Source organism: Streptosporangium sp. NPDC001681, assembly GCF_040298085.1.
Classification (GTDB): Bacteria; Actinomycetota; Actinomycetes; order Streptosporangiales; family Streptosporangiaceae; genus Streptosporangium.
In genome coordinates this window covers 103,619-127,034 of the sequence record NZ_JBEOZN010000008.1, presented here as the reverse complement: position 1 = coordinate 127,034, position 23,416 = coordinate 103,619, and the positions used below count along the sequence as shown (strand labels likewise).

23 protein-coding genes are annotated in these 23,416 nt (G+C 70.1%); 12 read left to right on the top strand and 11 right to left on the bottom strand.

The window, feature by feature from the left end:
* Positions 1–158 precede the first annotated feature (158 nt).
* Positions 159–863: a CPBP family intramembrane glutamic endopeptidase gene (locus ABT130_RS05795; protein WP_350953185.1), complete on the bottom strand. Its 705-nt coding sequence runs from the start codon at positions 861–863 to the stop codon at positions 159–161.
* Between the two features lie 53 nt (positions 864–916).
* Between ABT130_RS05795 and ABT130_RS05790 the strand changes: the two genes are divergently transcribed.
* Positions 917–1,738, top strand: a complete 822-nt coding sequence (locus ABT130_RS05790) for a transposase (protein ID WP_350953184.1) — start codon at positions 917–919, stop codon at positions 1,736–1,738.
* On the opposite strand, the gene ABT130_RS05785 is transcribed toward ABT130_RS05790, so the two are convergent.
* Complete coding sequence (locus ABT130_RS05785) at positions 1,640–2,083, bottom strand: winged helix-turn-helix transcriptional regulator (RefSeq protein ID WP_350953182.1); 444 nt, start codon at positions 2,081–2,083, stop codon at positions 1,640–1,642. The genes ABT130_RS05790 and ABT130_RS05785 overlap by 99 nt on opposite strands.
* A 130-nt stretch (positions 2,084–2,213) precedes the next feature.
* On the opposite strand from ABT130_RS05785, the gene ABT130_RS05780 reads away from it, so the two are divergent.
* From ABT130_RS05780 to ABT130_RS05770, 3 genes are all read left to right on the top strand, one after another.
* A complete protein-coding gene (locus tag ABT130_RS05780) occupies positions 2,214–3,086 on the top strand; it encodes an aldo/keto reductase family oxidoreductase (RefSeq protein ID WP_350953180.1) in 873 nt (290 codons plus the stop codon).
* 258 nt (positions 3,087–3,344) lie between these two features.
* Entirely contained in the window at positions 3,345–4,181 is an 837-nt protein-coding gene (locus ABT130_RS05775) for an alpha/beta fold hydrolase (RefSeq protein ID WP_350953178.1), read from the top strand.
* Positions 4,174–4,737, top strand: coding sequence for a TetR/AcrR family transcriptional regulator (locus ABT130_RS05770; protein WP_350953176.1), 564 nt, complete (start codon positions 4,174–4,176; stop codon positions 4,735–4,737). The genes ABT130_RS05775 and ABT130_RS05770 overlap by 8 nt, the downstream gene beginning before the upstream one ends.
* Positions 4,738–4,756: 19 nt before the next feature.
* On the opposite strand, the gene ABT130_RS05765 is transcribed toward ABT130_RS05770, so the two are convergent.
* A complete protein-coding gene (locus ABT130_RS05765) occupies positions 4,757–5,119 on the bottom strand; it encodes a hypothetical protein (protein WP_350953174.1) in 363 nt (120 codons plus the stop codon).
* A 102-nt stretch (positions 5,120–5,221) separates the two neighbouring features.
* Here ABT130_RS05765 and sigJ point away from each other — a divergent pair, with 102 nt between their 5' ends.
* The 3 genes from sigJ to ABT130_RS05750 all read left to right on the top strand — a co-directional run bounded on the left by sigJ (position 5,222) and on the right by ABT130_RS05750 (position 7,285).
* Positions 5,222–6,154, top strand: a complete 933-nt coding sequence (gene sigJ, locus ABT130_RS05760; protein ID WP_350953172.1) for an RNA polymerase sigma factor SigJ — start codon at positions 5,222–5,224, stop codon at positions 6,152–6,154.
* Positions 6,155–6,297: 143 nt separating this feature from the next.
* Positions 6,298–6,849, top strand: coding sequence for a hypothetical protein (locus ABT130_RS05755; RefSeq protein WP_350953170.1), 552 nt, complete (start codon positions 6,298–6,300; stop codon positions 6,847–6,849).
* A gap of 190 nt (positions 6,850–7,039) precedes the next feature.
* Positions 7,040–7,285, top strand: a complete 246-nt coding sequence (locus tag ABT130_RS05750; RefSeq protein ID WP_350953168.1) for a zinc-binding dehydrogenase — start codon at positions 7,040–7,042, stop codon at positions 7,283–7,285.
* A 188-nt stretch (positions 7,286–7,473) separates the two neighbouring features.
* On the opposite strand, the gene ABT130_RS05745 is transcribed toward ABT130_RS05750, so the two are convergent.
* The 3 genes from ABT130_RS05745 to ABT130_RS05735 all read right to left on the bottom strand — a co-directional run bounded on the left by ABT130_RS05745 (position 7,474) and on the right by ABT130_RS05735 (position 9,428).
* Entirely contained in the window at positions 7,474–7,803 is a 330-nt protein-coding gene (locus ABT130_RS05745) for a hypothetical protein (protein WP_350953166.1), read from the bottom strand.
* Between the two features lie 187 nt (positions 7,804–7,990).
* Positions 7,991–8,593, bottom strand: a complete 603-nt coding sequence (locus tag ABT130_RS05740) for a dihydrofolate reductase family protein (protein WP_350953164.1) — start codon at positions 8,591–8,593, stop codon at positions 7,991–7,993.
* Between the two features lie 232 nt (positions 8,594–8,825).
* Entirely contained in the window at positions 8,826–9,428 is a 603-nt protein-coding gene (locus ABT130_RS05735) for an ATP-binding protein (protein ID WP_350953162.1), read from the bottom strand.
* A gap of 325 nt (positions 9,429–9,753) precedes the next feature.
* On the opposite strand from ABT130_RS05735, the gene ABT130_RS05730 reads away from it, so the two are divergent.
* Positions 9,754–11,364, top strand: coding sequence for an NsdA family TPR-like regulatory protein (locus tag ABT130_RS05730; protein WP_350953160.1), 1,611 nt, complete (start codon positions 9,754–9,756; stop codon positions 11,362–11,364).
* Positions 11,365–11,409: 45 nt separating this feature from the next.
* Here ABT130_RS05730 and ABT130_RS05725 read toward each other — a convergent pair whose 3' ends face one another.
* Both ABT130_RS05725 and ABT130_RS05720 read right to left on the bottom strand, forming a co-directional pair.
* Entirely contained in the window at positions 11,410–11,985 is a 576-nt protein-coding gene (locus ABT130_RS05725; RefSeq protein ID WP_350953158.1) for a GNAT family N-acetyltransferase, read from the bottom strand.
* A gap of 92 nt (positions 11,986–12,077) precedes the next feature.
* The gene (locus ABT130_RS05720) at positions 12,078–13,313 is read right to left on the bottom strand and encodes an NAD(P)/FAD-dependent oxidoreductase (protein WP_350953156.1); all 1,236 of its coding nucleotides are present in this window, start codon (positions 13,311–13,313) and stop codon (positions 12,078–12,080) included.
* 520 nt (positions 13,314–13,833) lie between these two features.
* Here ABT130_RS05720 and ABT130_RS05715 point away from each other — a divergent pair.
* Together ABT130_RS05715 and ABT130_RS05710 are read left to right on the top strand one after the other, a co-directional pair.
* Entirely contained in the window at positions 13,834–14,490 is a 657-nt protein-coding gene (locus tag ABT130_RS05715) for a hypothetical protein (protein WP_350953154.1), read from the top strand.
* 217 nt (positions 14,491–14,707) lie between these two features.
* The gene (locus ABT130_RS05710; protein ID WP_350953152.1) at positions 14,708–17,542 is read left to right on the top strand and encodes a PEP/pyruvate-binding domain-containing protein; all 2,835 of its coding nucleotides are present in this window, start codon (positions 14,708–14,710) and stop codon (positions 17,540–17,542) included.
* 29 nt (positions 17,543–17,571) lie between these two features.
* Here ABT130_RS05710 and ABT130_RS05705 read toward each other — a convergent pair whose 3' ends face one another.
* Together ABT130_RS05705 and ABT130_RS05700 are read right to left on the bottom strand one after the other, a co-directional pair.
* A complete protein-coding gene (locus ABT130_RS05705) occupies positions 17,572–19,173 on the bottom strand; it encodes a CocE/NonD family hydrolase (RefSeq protein WP_350953150.1) in 1,602 nt (533 codons plus the stop codon).
* A gap of 91 nt (positions 19,174–19,264) precedes the next feature.
* Positions 19,265–20,971 carry an amidohydrolase gene (locus ABT130_RS05700; RefSeq protein WP_350953148.1) on the bottom strand — a complete coding sequence of 569 codons (1,707 nt, stop codon included), beginning with the start codon at positions 20,969–20,971 and terminating at the stop codon, positions 19,265–19,267.
* Between the two features lie 110 nt (positions 20,972–21,081).
* Between ABT130_RS05700 and ABT130_RS05695 the strand changes: the two genes are divergently transcribed.
* Complete coding sequence (locus ABT130_RS05695; protein WP_350953146.1) at positions 21,082–21,777, top strand: TetR/AcrR family transcriptional regulator; 696 nt, start codon at positions 21,082–21,084, stop codon at positions 21,775–21,777.
* Positions 21,768–22,421, top strand: coding sequence for a phosphotransferase (locus tag ABT130_RS05690; RefSeq protein WP_350953144.1), 654 nt, complete (start codon positions 21,768–21,770; stop codon positions 22,419–22,421). The genes ABT130_RS05695 and ABT130_RS05690 overlap by 10 nt, the downstream gene beginning before the upstream one ends.
* A gap of 252 nt (positions 22,422–22,673) precedes the next feature.
* Here ABT130_RS05690 and ABT130_RS05685 read toward each other — a convergent pair whose 3' ends face one another.
* Positions 22,674–23,402 (bottom strand): class I SAM-dependent methyltransferase, encoded by a 729-nt coding sequence (locus ABT130_RS05685; RefSeq protein ID WP_350953142.1) that lies wholly within the window; start codon positions 23,400–23,402, stop codon positions 22,674–22,676.
* Positions 23,403–23,416 lie beyond the last annotated feature (14 nt).

Genomic DNA, 23,416 nt, shown 5'->3' with positions numbered 1-23,416 from the left:
ACCTCTCGCGGAGCGGAAAGGCCAGCGCCTCCTGTTCGGTCCCAGAGCATCCGCGCGCACCAGGTCCACGTACAGCCACGCAGCGGTAAGAGGCGATCGACCCCGCCCTCGCGGCAATCATGCGTGAGTCTCGATCGCGGGGAAGCTCGTCGAGTAGCTCAGTAGCCGATGCCGTGGTATAGCAAGCCCGCACTGTTGTAGACGACGTGGACGACCACGGCCGGCCAGATCGAGCCGGAGAATCGGAGCAGCAGCCCGGTGCTGAGCCCGACAACGAACGCGATCGGCATGACACTGTTGATGCCGTGCGCGACGGCGAAGACCGCCGCGCTCACGATCACGCCGATCCAGGTGCCCCAGCGGAACAGGAAGCTCGCGAACACACCGCGGAACAGGACCTCCTCACCGATGGGCGTCAGCAGGCCGCCGAGCACGATCGTCACCACGAGGGAGAGCACGCCCGAGCGCGCAGCGTCGCGATAGCCCTGCTGGACGCTCTCCGACCCGGGGAAGAACGGGTCGAAGATCGCCGAGATCGGCCAGCTGAGCGCGAAGCACGCGAGGGCGATCGCGATGGCCGCGAGCAGCCAACCGGGATGCACGCGCCGCATCCCGAAGGGGCGGACGTCGCGGATGCGGATGAGCACGGCGACGACGAACGCTCCGAGCGGCGCGAGGCCCGAGACGAGGAAGTTCGCCTGGCCAGGCGAGACCGGGGAGTCGGCCGGCAGCAGGTAGGCGATCGTCGACCCGACTGCGTACAGGATCGCGGCCGCGAGCACAGCGACGCCGAGCTCGGGCCAGCCCGGCCGGACGGGCGTGCGGCGGCTCTGGTTCATGGGAACTTCATCCACAGTGTTCATGGCAGCGAGTCTCATCCGTGCCCTAAGGACATGGTCAACTGACGACCCCCATCATGGAAGTGAAGCGCCATCAGCGGCAGGACATCGGCGAGTCGTCGGCCTGCCCGGCGGGCGCAGCAACCCGGCGTTTTCGGACCAAGCCGCAGCCGGCGGCACAGCTGATTGAGCAAGCGTGGGCGGCCGGCGTGTCGTTTCGGGCCGTGGTCGCCGACTGCTTCTACGGCGACCACGCGGCCTTCACCGGCGAGCTGTGGGCCGCCGGGCTGCCGTTCGTGCCGGCGCTCAAACCAAGCCAGGGCTCGTGGGCCCAGGTCCAGGCGGTGCACACCCCCGTCGAGGCCGCCCGGGAGCCGGCCTGGGGTGGCTCCGATAATCCAGGGGCCTGGACCCCGGTGGAACGTCGGCTCTGGGATGGCCGCACCGTCACCTGGTGGGCCGCCGATGCGGTGTGGGCCGGTCACGGGCCCCACCAGGCGGTCCGGCTGGTGATCGTCACCACCGACCCAGGCAGGCTGCCGGCCAAGGCGACCTGGTACCTGGCCACCAACCTGCCCCGCCCCGACAGCCCACGCGCTCCCGTTTCCCGGCACCCGCCCGCCGACCTGGCCGAACTGGTGCGCCTGTACGGTCTGCGTACCTGGGCGGACGCGATGTGGATCGCGCTGTTGTACGGACTCGTGCGACAGCGACGGGAGGTGATCTGCGCACCGCCTCACCCGACCTCACCCGCGACTCCCGGACTTCGAATCGACGATACGACGTCTCCGCTCCCTGGTTCAGGTGGTGCGGGTGTCGTACGTCGCGCGGTTGGCGAGCACGTCGTCCATGTGCGTCTCGGCCCAGGTCTTGAGGCCGCGCATCATGTGGTGCAGTGAGAGACCGAGGTCGGTCAGCTCGTAGGAGACCGTGACGGGCACGGTCGGCGTCGCGGTGCGGGTGATCAGACCGTCACGCTCCAAGGAGCGCAGTGTCTGAGTGAGCATCTTCTGACTGACGCCGGCCAGCAGGCGGGCCAGCTCCGAGTAGCGCATCGACCGGGGCTCACCGGCGCAGTCGGCGCCGAACTGATGCGAGCCGTCGCTGCCCAGCGCGGCCAGGATCAGCGCGACCCATTTGTCGGAGATCCGGTCGAGCAGCTTGCGGCTAGGACATACCGCCAGGAAAGCGTCATATTCCGCCTTGGCCTGTGCCCTCTTCTGGGCCGCCGTCGTCGTTGCCATCGACCGCTCCTCTCACCCGTGGGTGTCTTACGCACTCCAAAGTGCCTACTTCCCGCCAGAAAGTTACCTCTCCAAACTGATGCAGCGAACCGTTATGCACCACCACCAGCTCAACACGAAAGACAGAGGCATGAGCACGCTCTCCACTTCGCTTCCCGGCGGCACCTGGACCCTGGGCGACCTCACCGTCACCCGCTTCGGCTACGGCGCCATGCAGCTCGCCGGCCCCGGGGTCATGGGCCCGCCCGCCGACCACGACAGCGCACTCGCCGTCCTCCGCGAGGTCGTCGGCCTCGGAATCACCCACATCGACACCGCCCACGCCTACGGACCGCGCGTCACCAACCAGCTGATCCATGAGGCACTGCACCCATACCCGGAATCGCTGCACATCGTGACCAAGGTCGGCGCGACCCGCGACGAGCACGGCGGCTGGCCCGCGGCCCGGCGGCCCGAAGACCTGCGCCGTGCCGTCCGCGAGAACCTGGAAACCCTCGGCCTCCAGGTGCTCGACCTGGTCAACCTCCGGCTCGGCGATGCTCAGGGACCCCAGCCCGGCTCGCTCGCCGAGCCCTTCGAGACGCTCGTCGAACTCCAGCGGCAGGGGCTGATCCGCCACCTCGGAGTCAGCAACGCGACGGCGGAACAGGTCGCCGAGGCACGGGCGATCGCACCGATCGTGTGCGTGCAGAACATGTACAACCTCGCCTACCGCCACGACGACAAGCTGATCGACGAGCTCGCCGAAGAGGGCGTCGCCTACGTGCCCTTCTTCCCGCTCGGCGGCTTCAGCCCACTGCAGTCCTCGGCGCTGTCGGCCGTGGCCTCCCGGTTGGATGCGACGCCGATGTCCGTCGCCCTGGCCTGGCTGCTGCGGCGGTCGCCGAACATCCTGCTGATTCCTGGCACCTCGTCGGTGGCGCACCTGCGCGAGAACGTCGCCGGCGCCGGACTCTCGCTCTCCGACGGGGAACTCGCCGAGCTGGACAAGATCGGCCACTAGCCCTGCATTCCGCACGTGACCCCGGTCGGCCTGGGGTGATCACCCACGTTGCCGACTCGGACGCAGTTGCCGACCTGCAACGATGCGGCACGTGCGGAATGCGGGACCAGCGGAGTATCCGGCCTCGTGGCAGGCGTACGACCTCGTCTTCGTGATCCGCACCGGCGTCGCTTCGAGTGCTGGGGGTTTCGTCGTTGACAGGTTTGGCTAATTATATTAGCTTTTAGCTAACAGAGTTAGCCGGATCTGGAGGATGTCGTGACCGAGTACCTTGCCGTCGACGGCGGCACGATCGCTTACGAGGTGGCGGGGTCCGGCCCGCTGATCGTTCTCGCCCACGGCATGGGCGACAGCCGCGCCGCGTACCGTGCGGTGATCCCGCCGCTGGTGGCGGCGGGCTATCGGGTCGCCGCGGTCGATCTGCGCGGCTGCGGCGAGTCCAGCGTCGGCTGGCCGGCCTGGAGCCGCACCGACATCGCCGGCGACCTGCTCGCCGTGATCCGCCACCTGGGCGGCCCGGCCGTGCTCGTCGGCCACTCGGTCTCCGGCGGCGCCGCCACCATCGCCGCGGCGCGGGAGCCCTCGCTGATCACCGCGGTCGTCGAGTTGGCGCCGTTCACCCGCAAGCAGTCGATCAGCCTCGGCGACCTGCGGGTGAGGCGCTTCCGGCAGGGCATGCTGCGGCTGCTCGGTACGGCCGCGTTCGGCAGCGTGCCGCTCTGGCGCTCGTACCTCGACGTGGCCTACCCCGGCGTGAAACCGGCCGACTGGGCCGAGCGGCTCGGCCGCATCGACTCCCTGCTGCGCGAGCCGGGCCGGATGAAGGCCATGCAGGGCATGGGCCGCAGCGCCCCGACCGACGCCGGCGCGCAGCTCGGCGACGTCCGCTGCCCGGTCCTGGTGGTGATGGGCACGCTCGACCCCGACTGGGCCGACCCGCACGCCGAGGGTTCGGCGATCGTCGATGCCCTGCCGTCCGGTCTCGGTCGCCTTGAGATGATCGAGGGCGCCGGGCACTACCCGCACGACCAGTTCCCCGACCAGGTGGTTTCGCTCATGCTCGCCTTCCTCCGCTCGGATGCCGCTCGTGCCTAGGGCCGGCCTGGACCCGGCGGCCGTGGTCGCGGCCGGTGCCGCCCTCGCCGACGAGGTGGGCCTCGCCAACCTGACGATGGGTTTGCTGGCCGAGCGGGTGGGCGTGCGGACCCCGTCCCTGTACAAGCACGTGAGCGGCCAGGAAGACCTCAACCGGCGCATCGCGGTCTTGGCGCTGAACGAGGCCGCCGACGCCGTCGGCGGCGCGATCCAGGGGTACGCGGGCCGCGACGCCCTGGCGGCCGCGGCGCACGCCTTCCGCACCTTCGTCTTGGAGCACCCCGGCCGGTACGCCGCGACGATCGGCACCGAACCGTCCGGCCCGGACGATCCGCTGGCCACCGCGGGCCAGCGGCTGCTCGACGCGTTCACGGCGGTCCTGCGCGGCTACGAGATCGGAGAGTCCGGCATGGACCACGCCCTGCGCATGCTCCGCAGCCTCTGGCACGGCTTCGCCACGTTGCAGGTGGCCAACGGCTTCCAGTGGAGCGCCGACATCGACGAGAGCTTCGAGTGGCTGATCGCCTTCGCCGACCGGGGCCTGCGCGCTATTTGAGAATGCCCCGTATCGGACTTCAGCGCCGCGCCAGCGCCAGCACGCTCAGTCCGAACATCAGGACGCCCAGGGGGAGATGGACCGACGGTATGTGCGCGATGCCGAGCAGGACCTGGACCGAGGCGAGGACAAGGAAGCCGGACGCGTGCCAGACGGGCCGGGGCGAGCCGCCGCCCGGCTTCCACGCCAGCACCGCCGCGAGTACGTACAGCATCGACGCCCCGTACATCACACGGGCTCCGGCACTGTGCAGTGTCTCTCCGTAGGGCGAGGTCAGCAGCAGTCCGGCGGAGACCGCCTGAAGGAAGATGGTCAGGGTCTGCAGGGTGATCGCGATCTGCAGAAACGAGAAGCGGCGCTGTGCCGTCGCCTGGTTTGCCATGCCACGGTCCCCTTTTCCGCCCCGGGGGCAGTAGGTCGATAAGGTCTCACCAGCCCGACGACGCGGGCCTGCGAAAGGTAAGGCGAGGAGGCTGTCGGGAGCATGGGGGCGGCTGGGGCGAGCACCGATGAGATGGCCGGTGAGCGACGCCAACTGATCAATGTCGCCTACCGGTTGCTCGGTTCACTGACCGAGTCCGAGGACGCCGTACAGGAGGCCTACGCGCGCTGGTACGCGCTGCCACGAAGTCGACAGGACGAGATCGTGTCCCCCGGCACCTGGCTGACGACGGTGACCGGCCGCATCTGCCTGGACGTGCTCGGCGCGGCGCGGGCCCGGCGTGAACGCTATGTCGGCGCGTGGTTGCCCGATCCGCTGCCCGACCACACCGAGTGGGACCGCGGCCATGGCACCGACCCCGCCGACCAGATGGTCCTGGACGAATCGGTGACCATGGCCTTCCTCGTCGTCCTGGAGTCGATGACACCCGCCGAGCGGGTGGCGTTCGTCCTGCACGACGTCTTCCGGTACCCCTTCGCCGAGATCGCCGGCATCCTCGGCCGGACCTCCGCGGCCTGCAAGCAGCTCGCGGCCTCCGCCCGGCGGCGGGTGCGCGTCGCGCGGGCTCCGGTGACGGCGGCCGAGCAGGCCGACGCGGTGCGGCATGTCAAAGAGGCATGGGAGGCCAAGGACATCGCGGCCCTCGTCGAGCTCCTCGACCCGGCCGCCGTGATGACCGCCGACGGCGGCGGCATGGTCGGTACCGTCCTGCGCCCGATCGAAGGCGGTGCGCGCATCGCCCAGTACATGGTCGCCATCGCCGACAAGGCTCCGGGGTTCGAACTCCTGGAGCGGTCGGTCAACGGTGTGCCGGGCCTGGTGGCCCAGCGTGCCGGCACCGTCATGACCGTAGCCTCGTTCGATGTCGCCGACGGCCGCGTCACCCGGATCTGGGCGGTCCGCAATCCGGAAAAGCTGCGGCCGTGGGTGCGGGCGAGTTCATGGCCGTCCCTCCCAGAGGCCGACCTTGGCTGACCGGGCCCGGACAGCCAAGGAAGGACAAGATTCCCAACATTCCAGACCTTCCCGCCCCGGGATCTTGTTCGCTGAAACGTGCCTTGTGAGGGTCGTTTCGTGGCGAGATCCGCCACTGGTACGACCTTGGAAAGGGAAGGTCCATGAAGGCGACGCTCATCAAGCGGGTAACCGCCGTGGCCGCACTTGTCGCGGTGGGACTGCTGTCAACGGGGACCACCACCAACGCCGCGACGCTGGACGACGCTCCGCTCCGCACCGACGTCATCCACATCGCAGCGGGGACCGACGGCACTCCGACTGCTACGCCGCGAGCATCGTCCGATGCGTCGAACGAGACCACAGAGGCTGGGGCGGCCGGTGCCTTGGTGACCGTGAGCCCCAGCGCCGAGTACACGGAGGACCCGCTCCGCATTGGGCGCGTCGCCTGGACACAGCGCTGCCCGGCGTCCAGATTCTGCACCACCCAGGTGGGGAGCGGTGGTCAGAATATTGGATTTCAGTTCTACAAGTGCACTGAGTACGCCCTGACCAATTGGGGCGTCAATGGTGACCGCAACAGTTTGGTGTACAACAATCAGAACGTCACCGTGAAGTTCCTCGACCAGCGACACGCTGAGATTCAGTCAACCCCCCCGGGCTATTTCGAAATAATAGATTTCAAGCCGGTATGGTACATCAGTCTCTGCAACTGACCTCGATCTTCTTGTTCTCGGCGCGGCCGTCCGCGCCGCGTCAGCTCGGCGAAGCTGTGCTCGGCGCGTGCGCGTTCCCGCTCGTGGTCGATCGCGTCGGGGAACGCCGTCAGGAACGCGGCGGTGAATCCCCGGTCGACGCTGCCCGGCGTGGGCACGACGGCGATCACCGCGGTGAGGGACAAGGCCCGTGTTCGGTTCCCGGCGGGTGCGGTTCTTCAGCGGTAATCCCACCCACCGGCTGCTCGCCGACCTGACGGGATGTGTGGAGAGCGGAGCGCTGCGACCGGTCGTGAACACGGTGTATCCGCTCGCTGGCATCGCCGGGGCGCACCGCGCGCTGGAAGCCGGCGGCGTCCGTGGAAAGCACGTCGTCCGAATGGCTGTGAGCCCCTCGCGAAGCCCGGAGAGACCTCGGCGCGAGTCCTTCGGATGACGTCCGTCCAGCACGGTGACGGGCAAGGGTAAGCGCCCATGTGATTACCTGTTGTTCCGCCGTGCTGGTTGGATTAAGCGAAAGAAAGGACCGCGACAGACCCGAAACACTTCATCGTGGATCTCGTCGTTCTTCGCGCTCGGACCGGATGGCTCCTGTCGATCCATCGATTTGCGTTCAGGCATCCACTACGAACGGTCGCGCGCAGCCATCGCCAGGGCGATGAATTCACGGAAACGCTCGAACTCCTCCGCGTCCATGTTCAGCGGCACCCCGTTGGTAATCCGGTCGTCGCCGCCCCTGCTGCCGAGTACGACCTTGAACCCGTTGCCGCGCGGTTTCGCATCCACTCCGAGAAACGTCACGTGGTAGCGCCTGACACTTGACAAAGTACGGTGGAAAATCTCAAGAACCCTGCCGTCCTGCACCAGGATGTAGTCGCCGAGCTCGAACTCCGCCGCCATGGTTCCCGCTTTCAGACCGCCCACCGGCCCAATGCCGACAGCGCGCTTCGACATTCGCCGGTTCGGAGACTACATCCTGGAACCAGCACGGGTGAAGCTGAACCGTGCTGGGATCGATGGAGGCTCTGATGTACCCCGAGTAGGGCGCCCGCTCATAGAGGCGACAACATTCGTGAACCGTACCCGCCAGGCCCGAGTCACTTCCGAGCTGTCGCAACCCGACGGGCGCGGCCCCGGAACATCAGGCGTAGCGGACGCGGTAGCGGAGGTGGGTTACGCCGGTGCCCTCGATGACCGAGGTGGGGCCTTCCAGTTCGGCCGGGACGTTCTTCAACCCGCCGAAGAAGGGGGTGCCGCCGCCGAGGAGGACGGGGACGAGGTCTACCCAGATCTCGTCGAGCAGGCCCGCGTCGAGGCACTGCTGGGCGATGGTGCCGCCGTTGACTCCCACCACCTTGTCGCCCGCGAGGGACCTGGCCTTCTCGACGGCGCTCTCGATGCCGTCGGTGACGAAGGTGAAATGGTCGCCCTCACGCGGCCAGCCGTCCGGCACCTTGTGGGTGAGGACGACCACGGGCTTGCCCATCGGGTGCCGGCCGCCCCAGGCACCCGTGGAGTCGAACAGGCGGCGGCCGACGATCAGCGCCCCGGTGCTGTCGACGAGGCCCTGGAATTGTTCGGCGCTCGCCGCGGACATCCGGAACGCCCTGTCCGGCTGCGCGGTGGGCACTTCGACGTCGCCGGTGCCATACCACTTGAAAAGGTGCTCGAATCCCGTTTCGGCCGGGCCGGAGATGTAGCCGTCCAGTGACATGCTCGCCCCGGTGTAGACCTTGGCCGTCATTGTGCTCCCTATGGTCCTGGTACCCGTCGATTCCGGCGGTGTCGCGAGCTCTCTTTCGCAGGCATGGGCCGGCACCCGTCATAACGGCCCTTGCCTGTCGACACCGGCTCGGTAGATTCATCGCCTACCGAGCAGACCTTAGTAAAGCGGGCCGACAAATTCGGCTGGAATCCACGGCATCCAGCCGATTACCTGGAAAACAGGACACCGCCGTAAAGTCGCACAACGAGGATCACGTACGTGCCGTACGGATCCGGGAGTACGCGGCCGGCTGCCGGGGCACCACGTCCAGACCGTGCCGGGCGAACGGCAGAGCCCAGCGACCGAAGACGACCTTCCCCCTGGCCGGTGACCGGTAGTGGCCCCACTCGTCGGTGCAGACGCCGACGAGCTGCAGGCCCCGGCCGCTCTCATCGTCCTCCCCCGCCTCGGTGATCTGGGGCTCGCCGTCGCTGCTGTCCCAGACCTCCGCGAACAGGCCCACGGTGGTGAGGCGCAGCCGCAGCACGATCGGGTACGGGCCGGCGACCTGCGAGCAGGCACAGGGGGCCGAAGGGTGCGGGCAGGCGTAGCCGTCCGGGGTGTGCGGGACGGCGGTGGCCTTGATGGCGTTGGTGGTCATCTCCGAGACGACCAGCACACAGACATCGGAAAGCTCCCGCAGGCCCCACCTGCGCAGCTGCGCACGGGTGAAGTCGCGAGCCTGGGAGGCGGCGGTCGGCTGCGCCGCCAGCCGCAGCTCGGCCGCGTCCAGGGACAGCTCGTCGGGGGCGCCCAGATCGGGGTGAAACGGTGAGTGCATCGGTCCCGGCCGTTCGACGGGGAGCACGGTCATGTGATGGCTCCAGGGAGGTTCAACGGAGATTCGGTCGCACGTCCCCGGCGCAGATAGGGACGCCCCGCCCGAGCCATGAGATCACGCGAATCCGGTGGCTCCGGCGTTGTCTCAACCCTCCTGTGCGGAGCGTGCCGGAAACAGGCGACGAGACCACGTCTGTTGGTCGCTGTCGGATGTCGATTCACCTCGCACGACGATGACGCGGCAGGGATCGGCGATCTGGTCGCTGATTTCTGCACTCTGCCGTCACCGAACGTGATCGACCAGTAACGTTCGGCCCGAAGAATCACCACCGGAGGACCCGCCGGGAGAGGCCGAGCCGATGCCACGTGCACCGCGCAGCGTCAAGCAGCAGATGGACATCTTCAGCGCTGAACTCCGCGAGCGTGGTTGCACGTGGGCGGAGGTCGCAGCGGAGTTCCAGCGACGTTGGCACCTGAACTCCCGTCAGGGCTTCCGGGAGGCGCATCGACTCACACAAGCCAAGGTCTGCCATCTATGGAACGAGTACTGGCCGAACGAGCCACTGACGACCCGCAAGCTCGGGTCGTGGGAGGCTTGGCCTGGCCCCACCGGCAACGAGCCGCCGATCGCCGGTCTGAACCGGCTGGCCCGTATCTATCACTGCCGCACCGCCGATCTGGTCGACGGTGAAGACCACCGCGATGCCGACGAGCACAACGCCCCGGCCGCCCGACTCCGGGGACGAGAACTGGTGGCCGCGGGAGCCGCGGGCAGCCTCTGCCACGAGGATATCCAGGGGGTGCTGGCGACCCTGCCGGCCCTGCCCGCCGGGCCCGCGCCGGTCGGGTCGACCCGCGAGGAGGAGTACGACGCCCTCGTACGGGCTCTCGCCCAGTGGGCGGCGTCCATGAACCGGCGCGACGTGCTGGCCCTGGTCAGGGCCGCGGCGGCCGCGGCGGCGGCCTCTCCGCTACTGGACCGGCTCAACGACGACGAGCTCGGCCGGCTCGCCCTGATCGCCGCCGAGCCGTCCCGGGTGGACCAGGCGACGGTCGACCACATCGACGCGGTGCTGCATCACTGCATGCGCCAGGAGGACAGTCTCGGCCCCCAGTCGGTGCTGGGGACCGTGCTGGCCCAGCAGCACCTGGTGCGGTCGCTGATCCCGGCCGCGTCGACGGACGAGGTGCGCGAGAGGTTGCTGTACCTGCTGGCCAACATCTGCAGGTTCACCGCCTGGGTGCTGTTCAACCTCAACGACTTCAACGGGGCGAACTACTACTACGAGCAGGCCAAGTCGGCCGCGCACCGGGCCGACAACGACGCGATGAACAGCTTCGTCCTGGCCAACTGGTCGCAGCTGGCGACCTGGCAGGGCGATCCCCGCCAGGGTGTCGAGCACGCTCTGGGGGCGCTGGCCTGGGGGCAGCGAGCCGGTAGCAAGCTACTGGTGTCGTACGCGTGCGACGTCGGCGCCCGCGCCTACTCCGCGGTGTTGCGCCGCTCGGCCAAGACCGATCGCCACAAGGACCACGCCCGGTGCATGAGGAGCCTGGACCGGGCCCTCCGCGAGCTCGGCCACGCGGGCACGGAGGACGTGGGCGGTAAGCTGCTCTACTTCTACGGCGACGGGCAGTATCTGTCGACCAAGACCAAGTGTCTGCTGGACATGGGCGACGCCCAGGCCGCCGTCGAGATGGCCGCCCGATCCCTGGCCCGGATCGACCCGACGTTCGTCCGCAACCTGGCGTTCAGCCGGCTGGATCTGGCGCGCGCGCATCTGCGGCTGCGCGCCATCGACGAGGCGTGCGAGCATATCGGCGAGGCCGCCCGCCTCACCTGCCGGAACACCTCGCCGCGGCTGGCCCGCTCGGTGGTGGAGATCCGCGAGGCGCTGAACCCGTGGGCGAGAACCCGCCAGGTGGCCGCTCTGGACGAGAAGCTGCATGCCCTCCAGCTCATCGCCTGACGAATCACCTGGCGAATCACCTCGCGAATCGTCTGACGAGCCGGCTCACCGGCGGCGTGCCGTGGGTATTTTCTCCAGCACCAGGATGTCGAAGACCGGGGCGGGAATCGGCGGGTCCAGCAGCTTGTGGGACACCTTCCGCCACCCCCACCGCCGGTAGATCGCCTGGGTCCGCGCGGCCCTGGGCTGCACCGACAGTGTCGCCCGCTCGGCACCGGATCCGGCGATCAGCTCGTCGTGGATCCGGTGCCCGACCCCGAGGCCACGCCAGCCGGGCAGCACCCCGTAGTCGATGATGGCGAACGTCCTGGTCCCGGTCTCGGCCGCGAACTCCTCGTCGACCGGTTCGGCCAGCCCGGTCCACCAGCCGGCGTCGGCGGGCAGCAGGTACCCGTACCCGAAGCCGACGAATTCGGGGCCGGAGCGCGCGGTGGTCAGCCGGAATCCGGGCCGGTCCATCAGGCGGGGAAGGTAGGAGCGCTGGTTGGCGAACTCCGCGCGGTTCCCGTTGAAGGGAGGCAACGAGAACACCGCCTGGTAGAGGTCGCAGACCGTCCCGGTCAGCGCGAGCGACTCCCGGTGGCCTCGTGTCTCTATGGTCACGTTCTCGGTGGGGGTCATGCTCGCCTCCTACGGCCCCTCTTCCCATGGCTCCTTACCCGTGGACGGGCGAGCGGCCGCTCCGGTTCCCGTGCCGGGGGCGAGGCCGTGCGTCAGCCTTTCGTGACGTCGCTCAGCGGTACGGAGAGGTCGGCGAGCCGCTCTGGGCGGACGGTCGCACCGCTGCGGATCAGATCCTGGGCCGGTGCGATGCCCTCGTCCCACTGGTTGACGTGCATCCCCGCCACGACTCGCCCGTCGGCGAGCCAGAAGGCGTGGAAGGCGCCCGACCTCAGATCTCCGCGGATGACCACGGAGTCGTACCCGCCGGGCGCGAACCAGCCGGAGAACTCCATGCCGACGTCGTACTGGTCGGTAAAGAAGTAGGGCGGCCGGTCGTAGACGACCGGCCGGCCGAGCATGGCCTTACCCGCGGTCAGCCCTCCGTTGAGTGCGTTGGCCCAGTGCTCGACGCGGATGCGGGTGCCGTACAGGGGGTTGAACGCGTTCGCCACGTCACCGGCGGCGTAGACGTCGGGGTCGTCGGTGCGGAGTGACTCGTCGACGACGATCCCGTTCTCCACCGCCAGGCCGGCCCGCTCGGCGAGTTCGGTGTTGGGGTTCACGCCGACACCGACGATCACCACGTCGGCCGCGACCTCCTGCCCGTCGTCGGTGGCGACCGCGTGGACGCGTCCGGAGCCCAGCAGCCCGGTCACCCCGCGGCCGAGCCGCAGGTCGACGCCGTGCCGCCGGTGCACGTCGGCGAAGAAGGCGCCCAGTTCGGGGCCGAGCGCGGTGTGCAGCGGCACCGCCCTCGGCCCGATGACCGTCACCTCGCAGCCGTACTCCCTGGCGGCCGCGGCGGTCTCCAGCCCGATCCAGCCCGCGCCCACGACGGCCACCCTGCCCCCGCCGCGGAGCGCCTCGCGCAGCCGCTCGGAGTCGTCGAGGCTGCGGAGGTAGTGCACGCCGTCCAGGTCGGCGCCGGGCACGCCGAGGCGGCGCGGTGAGGCGCCGGGCACGAGGAGCAGCTTGTCGTAGCGGATGCGCCGCCCGTCGTGCAGTTCCACCTGGTGCGCGGCCCGGTCGAGGTCCGTCACGCGGCGCCCGAGCAGCGGTTCCACGGAGTTGTCCGCGTACCAGCCCTCGTCGTGGACGTAGACCTTGGCCTTCTCCTCCTTGCCGAGCAGGTAGGCCTTCGAGAGCGGGGGCCGCTCGTACGGGAGTTCGGTCTCGGCGCCGATCAGCGTGATCCGGCCGGAGAAGCCCTCCTCGCGCAGGGACTCCGCCGCCTTGGCCCCGGCCAGGCCCGCTCCGACGATGACGAACGTCTGCTCGGTAGTCATGCTCTCCTTCCTATCCGATTCCCACGCCGGTTCCAACGATCGCGAGAGGCCCGGATCCGGGGCGCCGGAGTGACGGGCACCGGGCGACCCTCCCGGGAAACGAACGCCGCGCCCGGCCCCGGTACCGGATTGAGCACGCTTGTCGGAACACGTCCCCCAAACGGGCGGTAAATCAGCGAAAGAAGTCCGGCCGGGGCACGATCCGCTTACTCTCGAGAATTCCCAGGAAAGGCGCCGGAGCCGCCTGCCGGAAAAACACGCCGGTCCTTCATAATCCCTTTCGTACACGTCGTACCGGATTCCCTGCGGCCTGGCCAGGCCCGTGAAATCACAGGCGGCGAGGTCACGCAAGACCTCCTGCCGATTACCCGGGGAAATTTTCGTTTACCCTGCCGGAAACCAGATTCCGCACTCCAGGAAAGGCGGGCTTATATATTTCCTACGCCATCAAGCTCGCCCCGTGGACGGGGATGCCTACGCCCCTGCCCACGGCGCGCCGTTTTGATAAGGAGCATGCCGCATGCCATTGAATCGACGATTCGCCCGAGTCACGGTCAGCTGCGCGTTCGCGGCGATCGCCGTCCTGAGCCTCGGAGCCTTCTCACCCGCCCCGCCGGCCGCCCCGGGCGGCTCGCCGGCCGCCCCGGTCCAGCGGGTCGACCCGCCCCCCAGGCCCACGGCGCGCGCCCTGACCGCCGACGAGATCCGCAGGAGGGGGCTGGACAAGTACATCGACATGTCCCGCCAGCAGGAAACCCCTCCCAGGATCATCGACACCAACCAGGGCAAGTTCGCCAGCGGCATCCAGTCGCCCGCCAGGCAGTTCTCCAACACCTCCGGTAACTTCACGTCGGGCTGCTGGTATCTGACGACCACGTACGGGGCTCCGGGCCTCAGCGGGTTCGGCTACCACACGTGGTGCGGCAACGGCACCCAGATCACGTACACCTCGGCGAGCTGCACGGGAAGCACCAACCTGCCCACCTACATGTACGAGGGCTGCCAGAACATCCAGGCGTACGGGGTCGGCTGGAACGTCTGGGACGTCACGGACGGATGGCGTTTCTGCACCTCCTACAACCCCTACACGGGCGTGTGCTCCTCCCGGGCATACCCGTGGCAGAAGAACCGCTACGGGGCAGGCGGCCAGGTCTGGCTCCTCGGCTGGGGCAACTAGACACTGACCCCCGGACTCGCGTTTCGCGGCGGCGGCACCGGCCTCACCAGGCCGGCGCCGTCGCCGTTCCGTTTCCCGGCCCCGAGCGGTGGCGGGACAGGCATGACGAGCCCTGGCCGGGCGGGCGCGGCAGATAATTCATCACTTGTTGATTTATTGGCCTCTCCGGCCTAACGTTGCAGCACGCATCAGATGCAGCGACACAGGGAGCGGCCCGATGGACGGCGTGGAGCGTGACCGGCTGGCCGGCGACATCCCATCCCCGACGCCTCCTGCGGGGTCTCGGCAGGAGGCGCCGCTGCCTCTCATCCTGAGATTCGAGGACATCGGGGCGGAGATGCTGCCCCTGGTCGGCGGCAAGGCGGCCAATCTCGGCGTGCTCACCACCGCCGGGCTCCCCGTTCCCCCGGGCCTGTGCGTCACCACCGAGGCCTACCGCAGGGTCACCGAACGGACCGCGCTGAAGGATCTGCTCACCGCGCTCGCCACCACGCCCGCCGAGGACGTCGCCGCCCTGAACGCGCTGGCCGCCAAGGCCCGCGAGACCGTGCTCGCCGCACCGGTCCCCGATGACATCGCGGACGCCGCGAGGAGCGGCGCGAACGGCCCCGTCGCGGTCCGCTCCTCCGCGACCGCCGAGGACCTGCCGCACGCCAGTTTCGCCGGGCAGCAGGACACCTACCTCAACGTGATCGGCGCCGACGCCGTGCTGGACGCGGTCCGGCGGTGCTGGGCCTCGCTCTGGACCGACCGGGCCGTCGCCTACCGGGCCGCGAACGGCATCGACCACGGCGCCGTGCGCCTGGCGGTCGTCATCCAGGAGATGGTCCAGTCCGAGGTGGCCGGGGTGATGTTCACCGCCAACCCGGTCACCGGGCGGCGGCGCGAGGCGGTGATCGACGCCAGTCCCGGTCTCGGCGAGGCCGTGGTCTCCGGCGCGGTCAATCCCGACCACTTCGTGCTCGACACCGCCACCGGCCGGATCACCGAGCGCCGCCTGGGAGACAAGCAGGTGGCCGTACGGTCGCTGGCGGGCGGCGGCGTCGAGCACGTCGAGACCCCCGCGGACCCCGTGGAGAGTGCCTGCGTCACCGACACGCAGCTGGCGGCGCTGGCCGAACTCGGCGACCGGGTCGAGCGGCACTACGGGGCGCCCCAGGACATCGAGTGGGCCATCGACGCCGCCGGTGTTCTCTGGCTGACCCAGGCGCGTCCCATCACCACCCTCTACCCGATCCCCCACCACGCGGAGCCGGCCGCGAGCCCGGCGGGCGGTGCTCCCGCCGTGACGGGCGACACGGGAACCGCGGTGGAGACGCCGGCCGGAGGTTCCGGGCCCGGCGACACCCGGATCTACTTCTGCTTCAGCCTGGCCCAGGGTCTCCACCGGCCGATCACCCCCATGGGCATGTCGGCCTTCAGGCTGCTCTCGTCATCGGTGTCCGAGATACTGGGGATGCCGGTGGCCGACCGGCCGGCCGGGGCCCCGCCCGTCGCCGAGGCGGGCGGGCGGCTGTTCTTCGACGTCACCGGCCTCATTCGCAGCCGGGTGGGCCGGGTGCTCTTCCCGAAGGTGCTCGACGTGATGGAGGCCAGGTCCGCGAGGGTGCTGCGCGGACTGTTCGACGACCCCCGGTTCGGCGTCACCCAGCCCTCGCTCCGGCCGCCGCTGCGCCGGGCGATGCGGATCGCGGCCCGCTTCCACATCCCGCGCCGCTTCGTACGGGCCCTGCGCGACCCCGCCTCGGCGCATCGGGACGTGGAGCTGCTCCGGGAGCGTCTGCGGGGACGGCTCCCGGCACCGCGGGGCGCCGCCCCGGCCGAGCGTCTCGACCATGTCGAGCGGATGCTGGGCGGCCAGATCTTCCCGCTGCTGCCGGCCATCGCCCCGGCCGCGGCGGCCGGGTTCGCGATGCTCGGCCTGGCCGCCCTGGTGCTGGGCGACCGGGCCCGGCCCGGTGAGCTGGAGACGGTGCTGCGCGGGCTCCCGCACAACGTGACCACCGAGATGGACCTGGCGCTGTGGCGGCTGGCCGCCCGCATCCGCGAGGACGGCGAGGCCGCCTCCCTGCTGCTCGGCACCCCCGCCGCCGAGCTGGCCGAACGCTTCCACGCCGGGACGCTGCCCGGCGTGCTGGGAGACGGCCTGGCGGACTTCCTCTCCGGCTACGGCGTCAGGGCGGTCGCCGAGATCGACCTCGGGCTGCCGCGCTGGTCGGAGGAGCCGACCCACATCCTCGGCGTCCTCGCCAACTACCTGCGGCTGGAGGACCCGGCCCTGGCCCCCGACGCGCTGTTCGCCAGGGGCGCCACCGAGGCCACTGTCATGATCAAGACTTTGAGCGGGCGTGCCGGAGGGCCGCGCGGGCGCCTCGTCCGCTTCGCGCTCGGCCGGACCCGCGCGCTGGCGGGCCTGCGTGAGATGCCCAAGTACGTCGTGGTGACCGCCCTGGCCGCGATGCGGGCCGAGCTACTGGCCGTCGGTGCCGAGCTGGTCTCCCGTGGCCTGCTCTCCCGCGCCGACGACGTCTTCTTCCTGACCTTCCACGAGGCCAGGGCGGCCCTTGGCAGCCCGGCCTCGCCAAGGGCCATCGCGCCGACGGAGGCCACACTGAGAGATCTCGTGGCGCGGCGGCGTGCGGAGGCCGCCCGCGAACTGCGCCGCAGGCACGTCCCCCGCGTCCTGCTGTCCGACGGCACCGAACCGGAGGCCACCGCCGTACGGGCGCCGGTGGACGGCGCGCTGACCGGCACCCCGGCCTCGGCGGGCACCGTCACCGGTGCCGCCAGGGTCGTCCTCGACCCGGTCGGCGCGCACCTGGAACCCGGGGAGATCCTGGTCTGCCCCTCCACCGACCCCGGCTGGACCCCGCTGTTCCTGACGGCGGGCGGCCTGGTGATGGAGATGGGCGGCGCCAACTCCCACGGCGCCGTGGTGGCCCGCGAGTACGGCATCCCGGCCGTGGTGGGCGTGAGCGGGGCGACCGAGCACATCGTCACCGGCCAGGAGATCACCGTCGACGGCGCCTCCGGCGTCGTCACCGCCGCCTGACCATGGGCACGGGATGTCCGGTCAGGGGCTCACGGGGTGACAGTGAGGGAGAGGAAGGTGGCCGCCGGGCGCAGGGTCTGGACCGAGGGGCGCGTGGCGGTCGCCGACCACGGGTCCTCGGCGGTGCCGGGGTGCGGGGCGAACAGCGGGTAGTCGCTGCAGGAGAGCACGAGCCGCAGCCGGTGGCCTGACCGCAGCCGGTAGCCGGTGTGGCCGAGATCGACCTGGACGCCCGCCGGCCCGGTGATCAGCGCCTGCCCGCGGGAGATCATGTGGGCGGAGCCGTCGGGGGCCACGTCGTGGAGCTTGACGAACAGGTGCATGCTCGGCGCGTCGGTCTCGACCGCGACCAGGGCGTTGACCGGCCCGGTCAGGTCCAGCGGGCGCCCGGCGGGCTCACCGGTGAAGACCACCACGTCGGGCCGGTCGTGCAGCGGGCTCTCGTCCGGGTACTCGTGCAGGAAGACCCACGGATCCTTCACGATCGACGGGACCGGATCGGCCGGGTCGTGTGTCCACCTGACGACGCGCGCACCCGTCTCCGGCGTGGTGGCCAGCGCGTTCCCCGACGGGTGCAGGAGCAGTTCCACCGCGTCCCGCGGCGGCCACTCGCCCGCCGTGCGCTCGCCGTCGTGCCCCTGGAACCACGTCGCCCGCGACAGCGAGGTGACCGGCCGCAGCCCTCGTACGAACACGTCGAAGAAGTCCAGCGTCCGGCCGAGGTAGCGGGGCAGGATCCGGTCCAGCAGGGCGGCGTCGAGCGCGTGGTCGTCCGCGGGGGCGACGGGGGCCTGGACGAGATGGTAGGTGTGGTGGTCACAGGCGTCGGCGTCGAGGTAGGCGAGGTCCCGCCAGGCAGGTACGGCGAGTTGCGCCGAGTGGTCGCGCATGGACAAGTCGATGAGGTTGTCGAACCAGCCGACCCGGTGCAGCACCGGGACGGGGCGTGCGGTGAACGGGTGCCGGGAGGCGAACGGGTTGACCGGCGGCCAACCGGCCAGCATCGCGTCCACGGCCGCGGAGCGGGCTCCGATCGCGGAGAAGGCGGGTTCGAAGACCTCCCTCAGCGGCCGGACCGACCAGTCTGTCTCGTAGTAGTGGACGTCCCTGTCCACCCACATGTGCGCGAAGTAGGCGGCCTGGTACAGGCAGCTCACCCGGCCGGCGAGGAGCATGTCCGAGATGCCGGTACCGGTCACCCGGGGCGCGACGGCCCGCAGCGCCGGGTGACCGCCGGCGACTCCCGCCCACTGCGTGTAGCCGTGGTAGGAGTCGCCGGTCATCGCGACCGCCCCGTCCGACCAGGGCTGCCCCACCACCCAGTCGAGCGTGTCGTAGCTGTCCTCGACCTCGTGGACGAACGGCATGGTCTCGCCTTCCGAGCGGAACTTGCCGCGTACGTCCTGGGCGACGAAGACGTAGCCGCGCTCCAGATAGCGCGGCGCGATCCTGTCGACGGCCATCCACGCGCTCGCCTTGTCGTACGGCATGCGCGAGACGACGACCGGGTGCCTGCCGGGTGCGGGCGGCAGGTAGACGTCGGTGGCCAGCCGGGTGCCGTCGCGCATGGGCACCATGAACTGTTCGGCTCCCGGGTGGAGAGGGGCCGGGCCGATCCTGAGGGTTTCCATCAGGGATCCTCTCTTGAGGTTGATCCGGTGGTCTTCGGCGAGGTCGTCGCCGGGAGGACGCTCGAGGTCGCCCGCCCGGCCCCGGTCGTGGTCATCGGGAGGTCCGCTCCTGAACCAGGACGCCCTCGACGAAGGTGAGGTCCACCCGCGCGTCCGCGACCTCGTGGGCCGGTTCCTCGAACGGGTCGCGGTCCAGCACGGCCAGGTCCGCGTACTTTCCGACGGCGATCGTGCCGGTGAGGTGGTCGAGGTGGTTGATCCACGCTCCCCCCGCGGTGTAGGCGCTCAGCGCGTCGGCCAGCGCCAGCCGCTGCTCGGGCAGGAAGGGCTCGCCCTCGCGGTCACCGGGGACGAGCCGGTTGACCGCGCCGTGTATCCCCCACAGGGGGTTGGCGCTGGAGACGGGCCAGTCGCTGCCCGCCACCATCGTGACCCCCGCCTCCCGCAGCGCGCCGAAGGCGTACTGCCGCCGTGACCGCTCCTCGCCCAGGAACGGGATCGTCAGTTCGGCCATCTGCTCGTCGCGAACCGCCCAGAGCGCCTGCATGTTGGCCGCGACCCGCAGCCGCCGCAGGCGTGGCACGTCATCGGGATGGACCAGTTGCAGATGGGCCAGGTGGTGACGGTTGTCCCCCCGGTGGCCACGCCCCCGCGACGGCTCCGGATCGGCGGTCCTGCCCCGTGCGCCCTCGATCGCGTCGAGGGCCTCGCGCACCGCGCGGTCGCCGATCGTGTGGAAGTGGATCTGGAAGCCCTCGGCGTCCAGCAGGCGTACCGCCTCGCCCAGCGCCCCCGGGTCGAGGTAGCTGTGCCCCCGCCTCTCCCCTCCCCCGCCCGGCGACCGGTACGGCTCCAGCAACGCGGCGGTGAAGTTCTCGCACACGCCGTCCTGCATGATCTTCACCGAGGTGGCGGCGAACCGGCCGACCGTGCTCGTGGCCCGGCGCCTGACCAGGTCGTCGAGCTGTGCCACGCCCGCGTCCCTGTCCCACCACAGCGCACCCACCACCCGGGCCGTCAGCCGCCCGTCGGCCGCGGCCGCGCGATAGGTCTCCAGCGCGTCCGGGTAGCTCAGGTAGTCGCCGACCAGGGCGTCCTGCCAGCCGGTGACGCCGAGGGAGTGCAGATGGCGCTGGCCTTCCATGAGCGCCTGCGCGTACTCCTCGGGCGAGACGGCGGGCAGCAGCCGGGAGACCAGCTCGGCCGCGTTCTCGTGCAGCGTCCCGGTCGGGGTGCCGTCGGGGTCGCGCTCGATCCGGCCGTCCGGCGGGTCGGAGGTGTGCCGGTCGACACCGGCCAGCTCCAGTGCCCTGCTGTTGACCCACGCGCCGTGCCCGTCGCGGTTGAGCAGGAACACCGGCCGGTCGGGCACGACGCGGTCCAGGTCCTCCCTGCGCGGTGTGCCGCCGGGGAAGTGGTCCATCGACCAGCCGCCGCCGACGATCCAGGGGCGGCCGGGGTGCGCGGCGGCGTAGGCGGCGACACGGGCCAGCGTTTCGGCCGCGCCCACCAAAGCCGGGGCGGCCAGGTTCCCCTCTCCCGCGAGCAGGTCGCACCTGGCACGTCCCAGGCCCCCGAAGACCGGGTGCGCGTGGGCGTCCACGAATCCGGGGATCGCCAGGGTGCCCGCCAGGTCGACCACCTCGGTGGTGCGGCCGATCAGCTCCCTGACGGCCGGCGCTCCCAGCGCCACGATCCGTCCCTGGCGTACGGCGACCGCGTCGGTCCACGACCTGACGGCATCGGCGGTGAAGACCGGGCCGTCGATGAGAACCAGGTCCGCCGGCTTCTCGTTCATGGCCCCTGAGCAAACACCCGGGACACAGCGATGTCAATGCCTTGGACTATAGTTTGGTCCATGGCTTTGAATTCCAGCCGGACGCGGAGGCGACCTGAGATGATGACCCGGTGAGCAATCCTCAGCGACGTCCCCGCCTGCCCCGCGGGGCACTCACCCCCGACCTCATCGTGAGCACGGCGCTGCGCCTGCTCGACGAGGACGGGGCGGCCGCCTTCAGCATGCCCCGGCTGGGCAGGGCGCTCGGCGCCGACCAGACCGCCGTCTACCGGCACTTCAACGGCCGTGACGACCTGCTGCTCGCCGTCGCCGACCGGCTGCTGCAGGAGGCGTTCGAGGGTTTCACCGCGGCCCCGTACTGGGCGGACACCCTCGCCGAGCTCTGCCGCAGGGTCCGCGCGACCTACCTCGCCCACCCCGCGGCCGCGGCCCTGTCCGGGCCGCGCACGACCAGGGGAACCGCGGAGATGCGCGCGGCGGACACCATGATCGGCGCACTGATCGGCGCCGGTTTCGACGGCGCCCGGGCGGCGATGCTCTACCGGGTCGTCGCCGACTTCGCGCTCCTGTGGTCGGGTGGGGAGGCCGCCTTCCACAGCCTCGCCCCCGAGACCAAGGCGGCCGAGGTCGCCGGGACGAGCCTTGCCTACCGCGCGGCCGACCCCGACTCCCACCCCCACATCCACGCGATCCGCGACCATCTCCCCAAGGTCGATCCGGACGAGCTGTTCGAGACCGCGCTCGGGCTCCTGCTCGACTCCATCGTCAGGGAATCCGGTGATGACGGGAAACGGCCGTGGAGCTGATCGCCAGGGGCAGGACCGCGGACGTGTACGCGCTCGGCGACGATCGGGTGCTGCGCCGGTACCGCCAGGATGGGCCGACCCACCAGGAGGCGCGCCTGATGACCTACCTCTCGGCTCAGGGGTACCCGGTTCCGCGGGTGCACGAGGTCACCGACACCGATCTGGTGCTCCAACGGCTGCACGGGCCGACGATGCTGGAGGCCCTGCGGCGGCGGCCCTGGCGGACGACGGCGTACGGCCGGCTGCTCGGCGAGCTGCACGACACGTTGCACGCGGTCACCGCGCCCGACTGGCTCCCGCGCCGGTTCGCCGGCGAGTCGGACCACCGGGTGCTGCACCTGGATCTCCACCCGGCCAACGTCATCCTCACCGACCGCGGGCCGAGTGTCATCGACTGGTGCAACGCCGCCGCCGGGGATCCCGCGGCGGACGTGGCCCAGACCCTCGTGCTGGTGCGGAACGGCGACGTCTCGGGGTTCGCCGCCCGGCTTCGCAGGCGTGCCCTGCTACGGGCGTTCCAGCGGGAATGCCGTACCGATCCGGCGTCGCGCACCGCCGAGGTCGTCACGGCGCGTCTGGCGGACCCGAACGTCACCGCGACCGAGGCGGCACGACTGCGCGCCCTGCGACCGGCGGACTCGTGATCCGTGGGTCGTGGGTTCAAGTCCCACCCGCCCTGCTCATAAACATGGCCCCTGACCTGTGATTTCTCGTTTTGTCGCGATCTCGGGGCGAGCGCGAAACAGCCTGTGGGTGCCAAGAACCCGGCCACCTTATGCCTTATGCGACCTGCGCGTATTCGTGGATCAGCCCGCCGAGGCGGTCATGCCGGATGACCTTGACATCGTCCTCGACCGGGTCGGGAAGGGCTCGTAGCGGAGTGGCACCCACAGGCTTCAGGTCGTGCGCTCTGTGACGAACACGAACTCGCGACCTGGCCGATCAGGGGCTTCTCGTACGTCCAGCACTCGATAGCCGTTGGCGACCAGGCTCGTTTCCACCTCGTCGCGGTCACGAAACCGGAGTGTCGAGTCCGAGGTGACGGCTGCGCCGTCCGCCAGGAACCTGTAGAAGTAGCGGAAGGAGACCAGCGGCAGGCTCACGTCGGTGACCTCAAGGCGCTGCTCCACTGATCCGATTCCTGGGATGTCGAGGGTGACCGGAGCAGCGTCAGCGGCCCATTCTTCCCACGCCCGACGTTCCGGACGCCTGGTCTCGAATACGAGGTGACCACCCGGGCGGAGTGCGGCGTGGATGCCCCGGAGAGTCCGCGTCCAGCCATCGTCGGTGAGAAAGACCTGCGCCACGTTCCCCGTCATCGTCGCGAGATCGGCACCGAGCGCCGGCACCGTCGTTGCATCGCCGTGAACCCAGGAGATCCTTCCGCTTGGATCCTTCGACCTCGCGACCTCGAGCGATGCCTCGGCCGGGTCCACGCCCACAACCGTGCGGCCGCTGTCGGCAAGCAGGATCGCCAGGCATCCTGTCCCGCAACCGACATCGAGCACACGGTCCGCGCCGAACTCGCCGGCGATGGTGAGGTAGGCCGTCAGATCGTCGCGGTCTCCATTAAAAGCGTCGTAGATGAGGGCGAGACGAGGATGGGTGAAGATCGCATCAGGCATCTGGCAACCATATG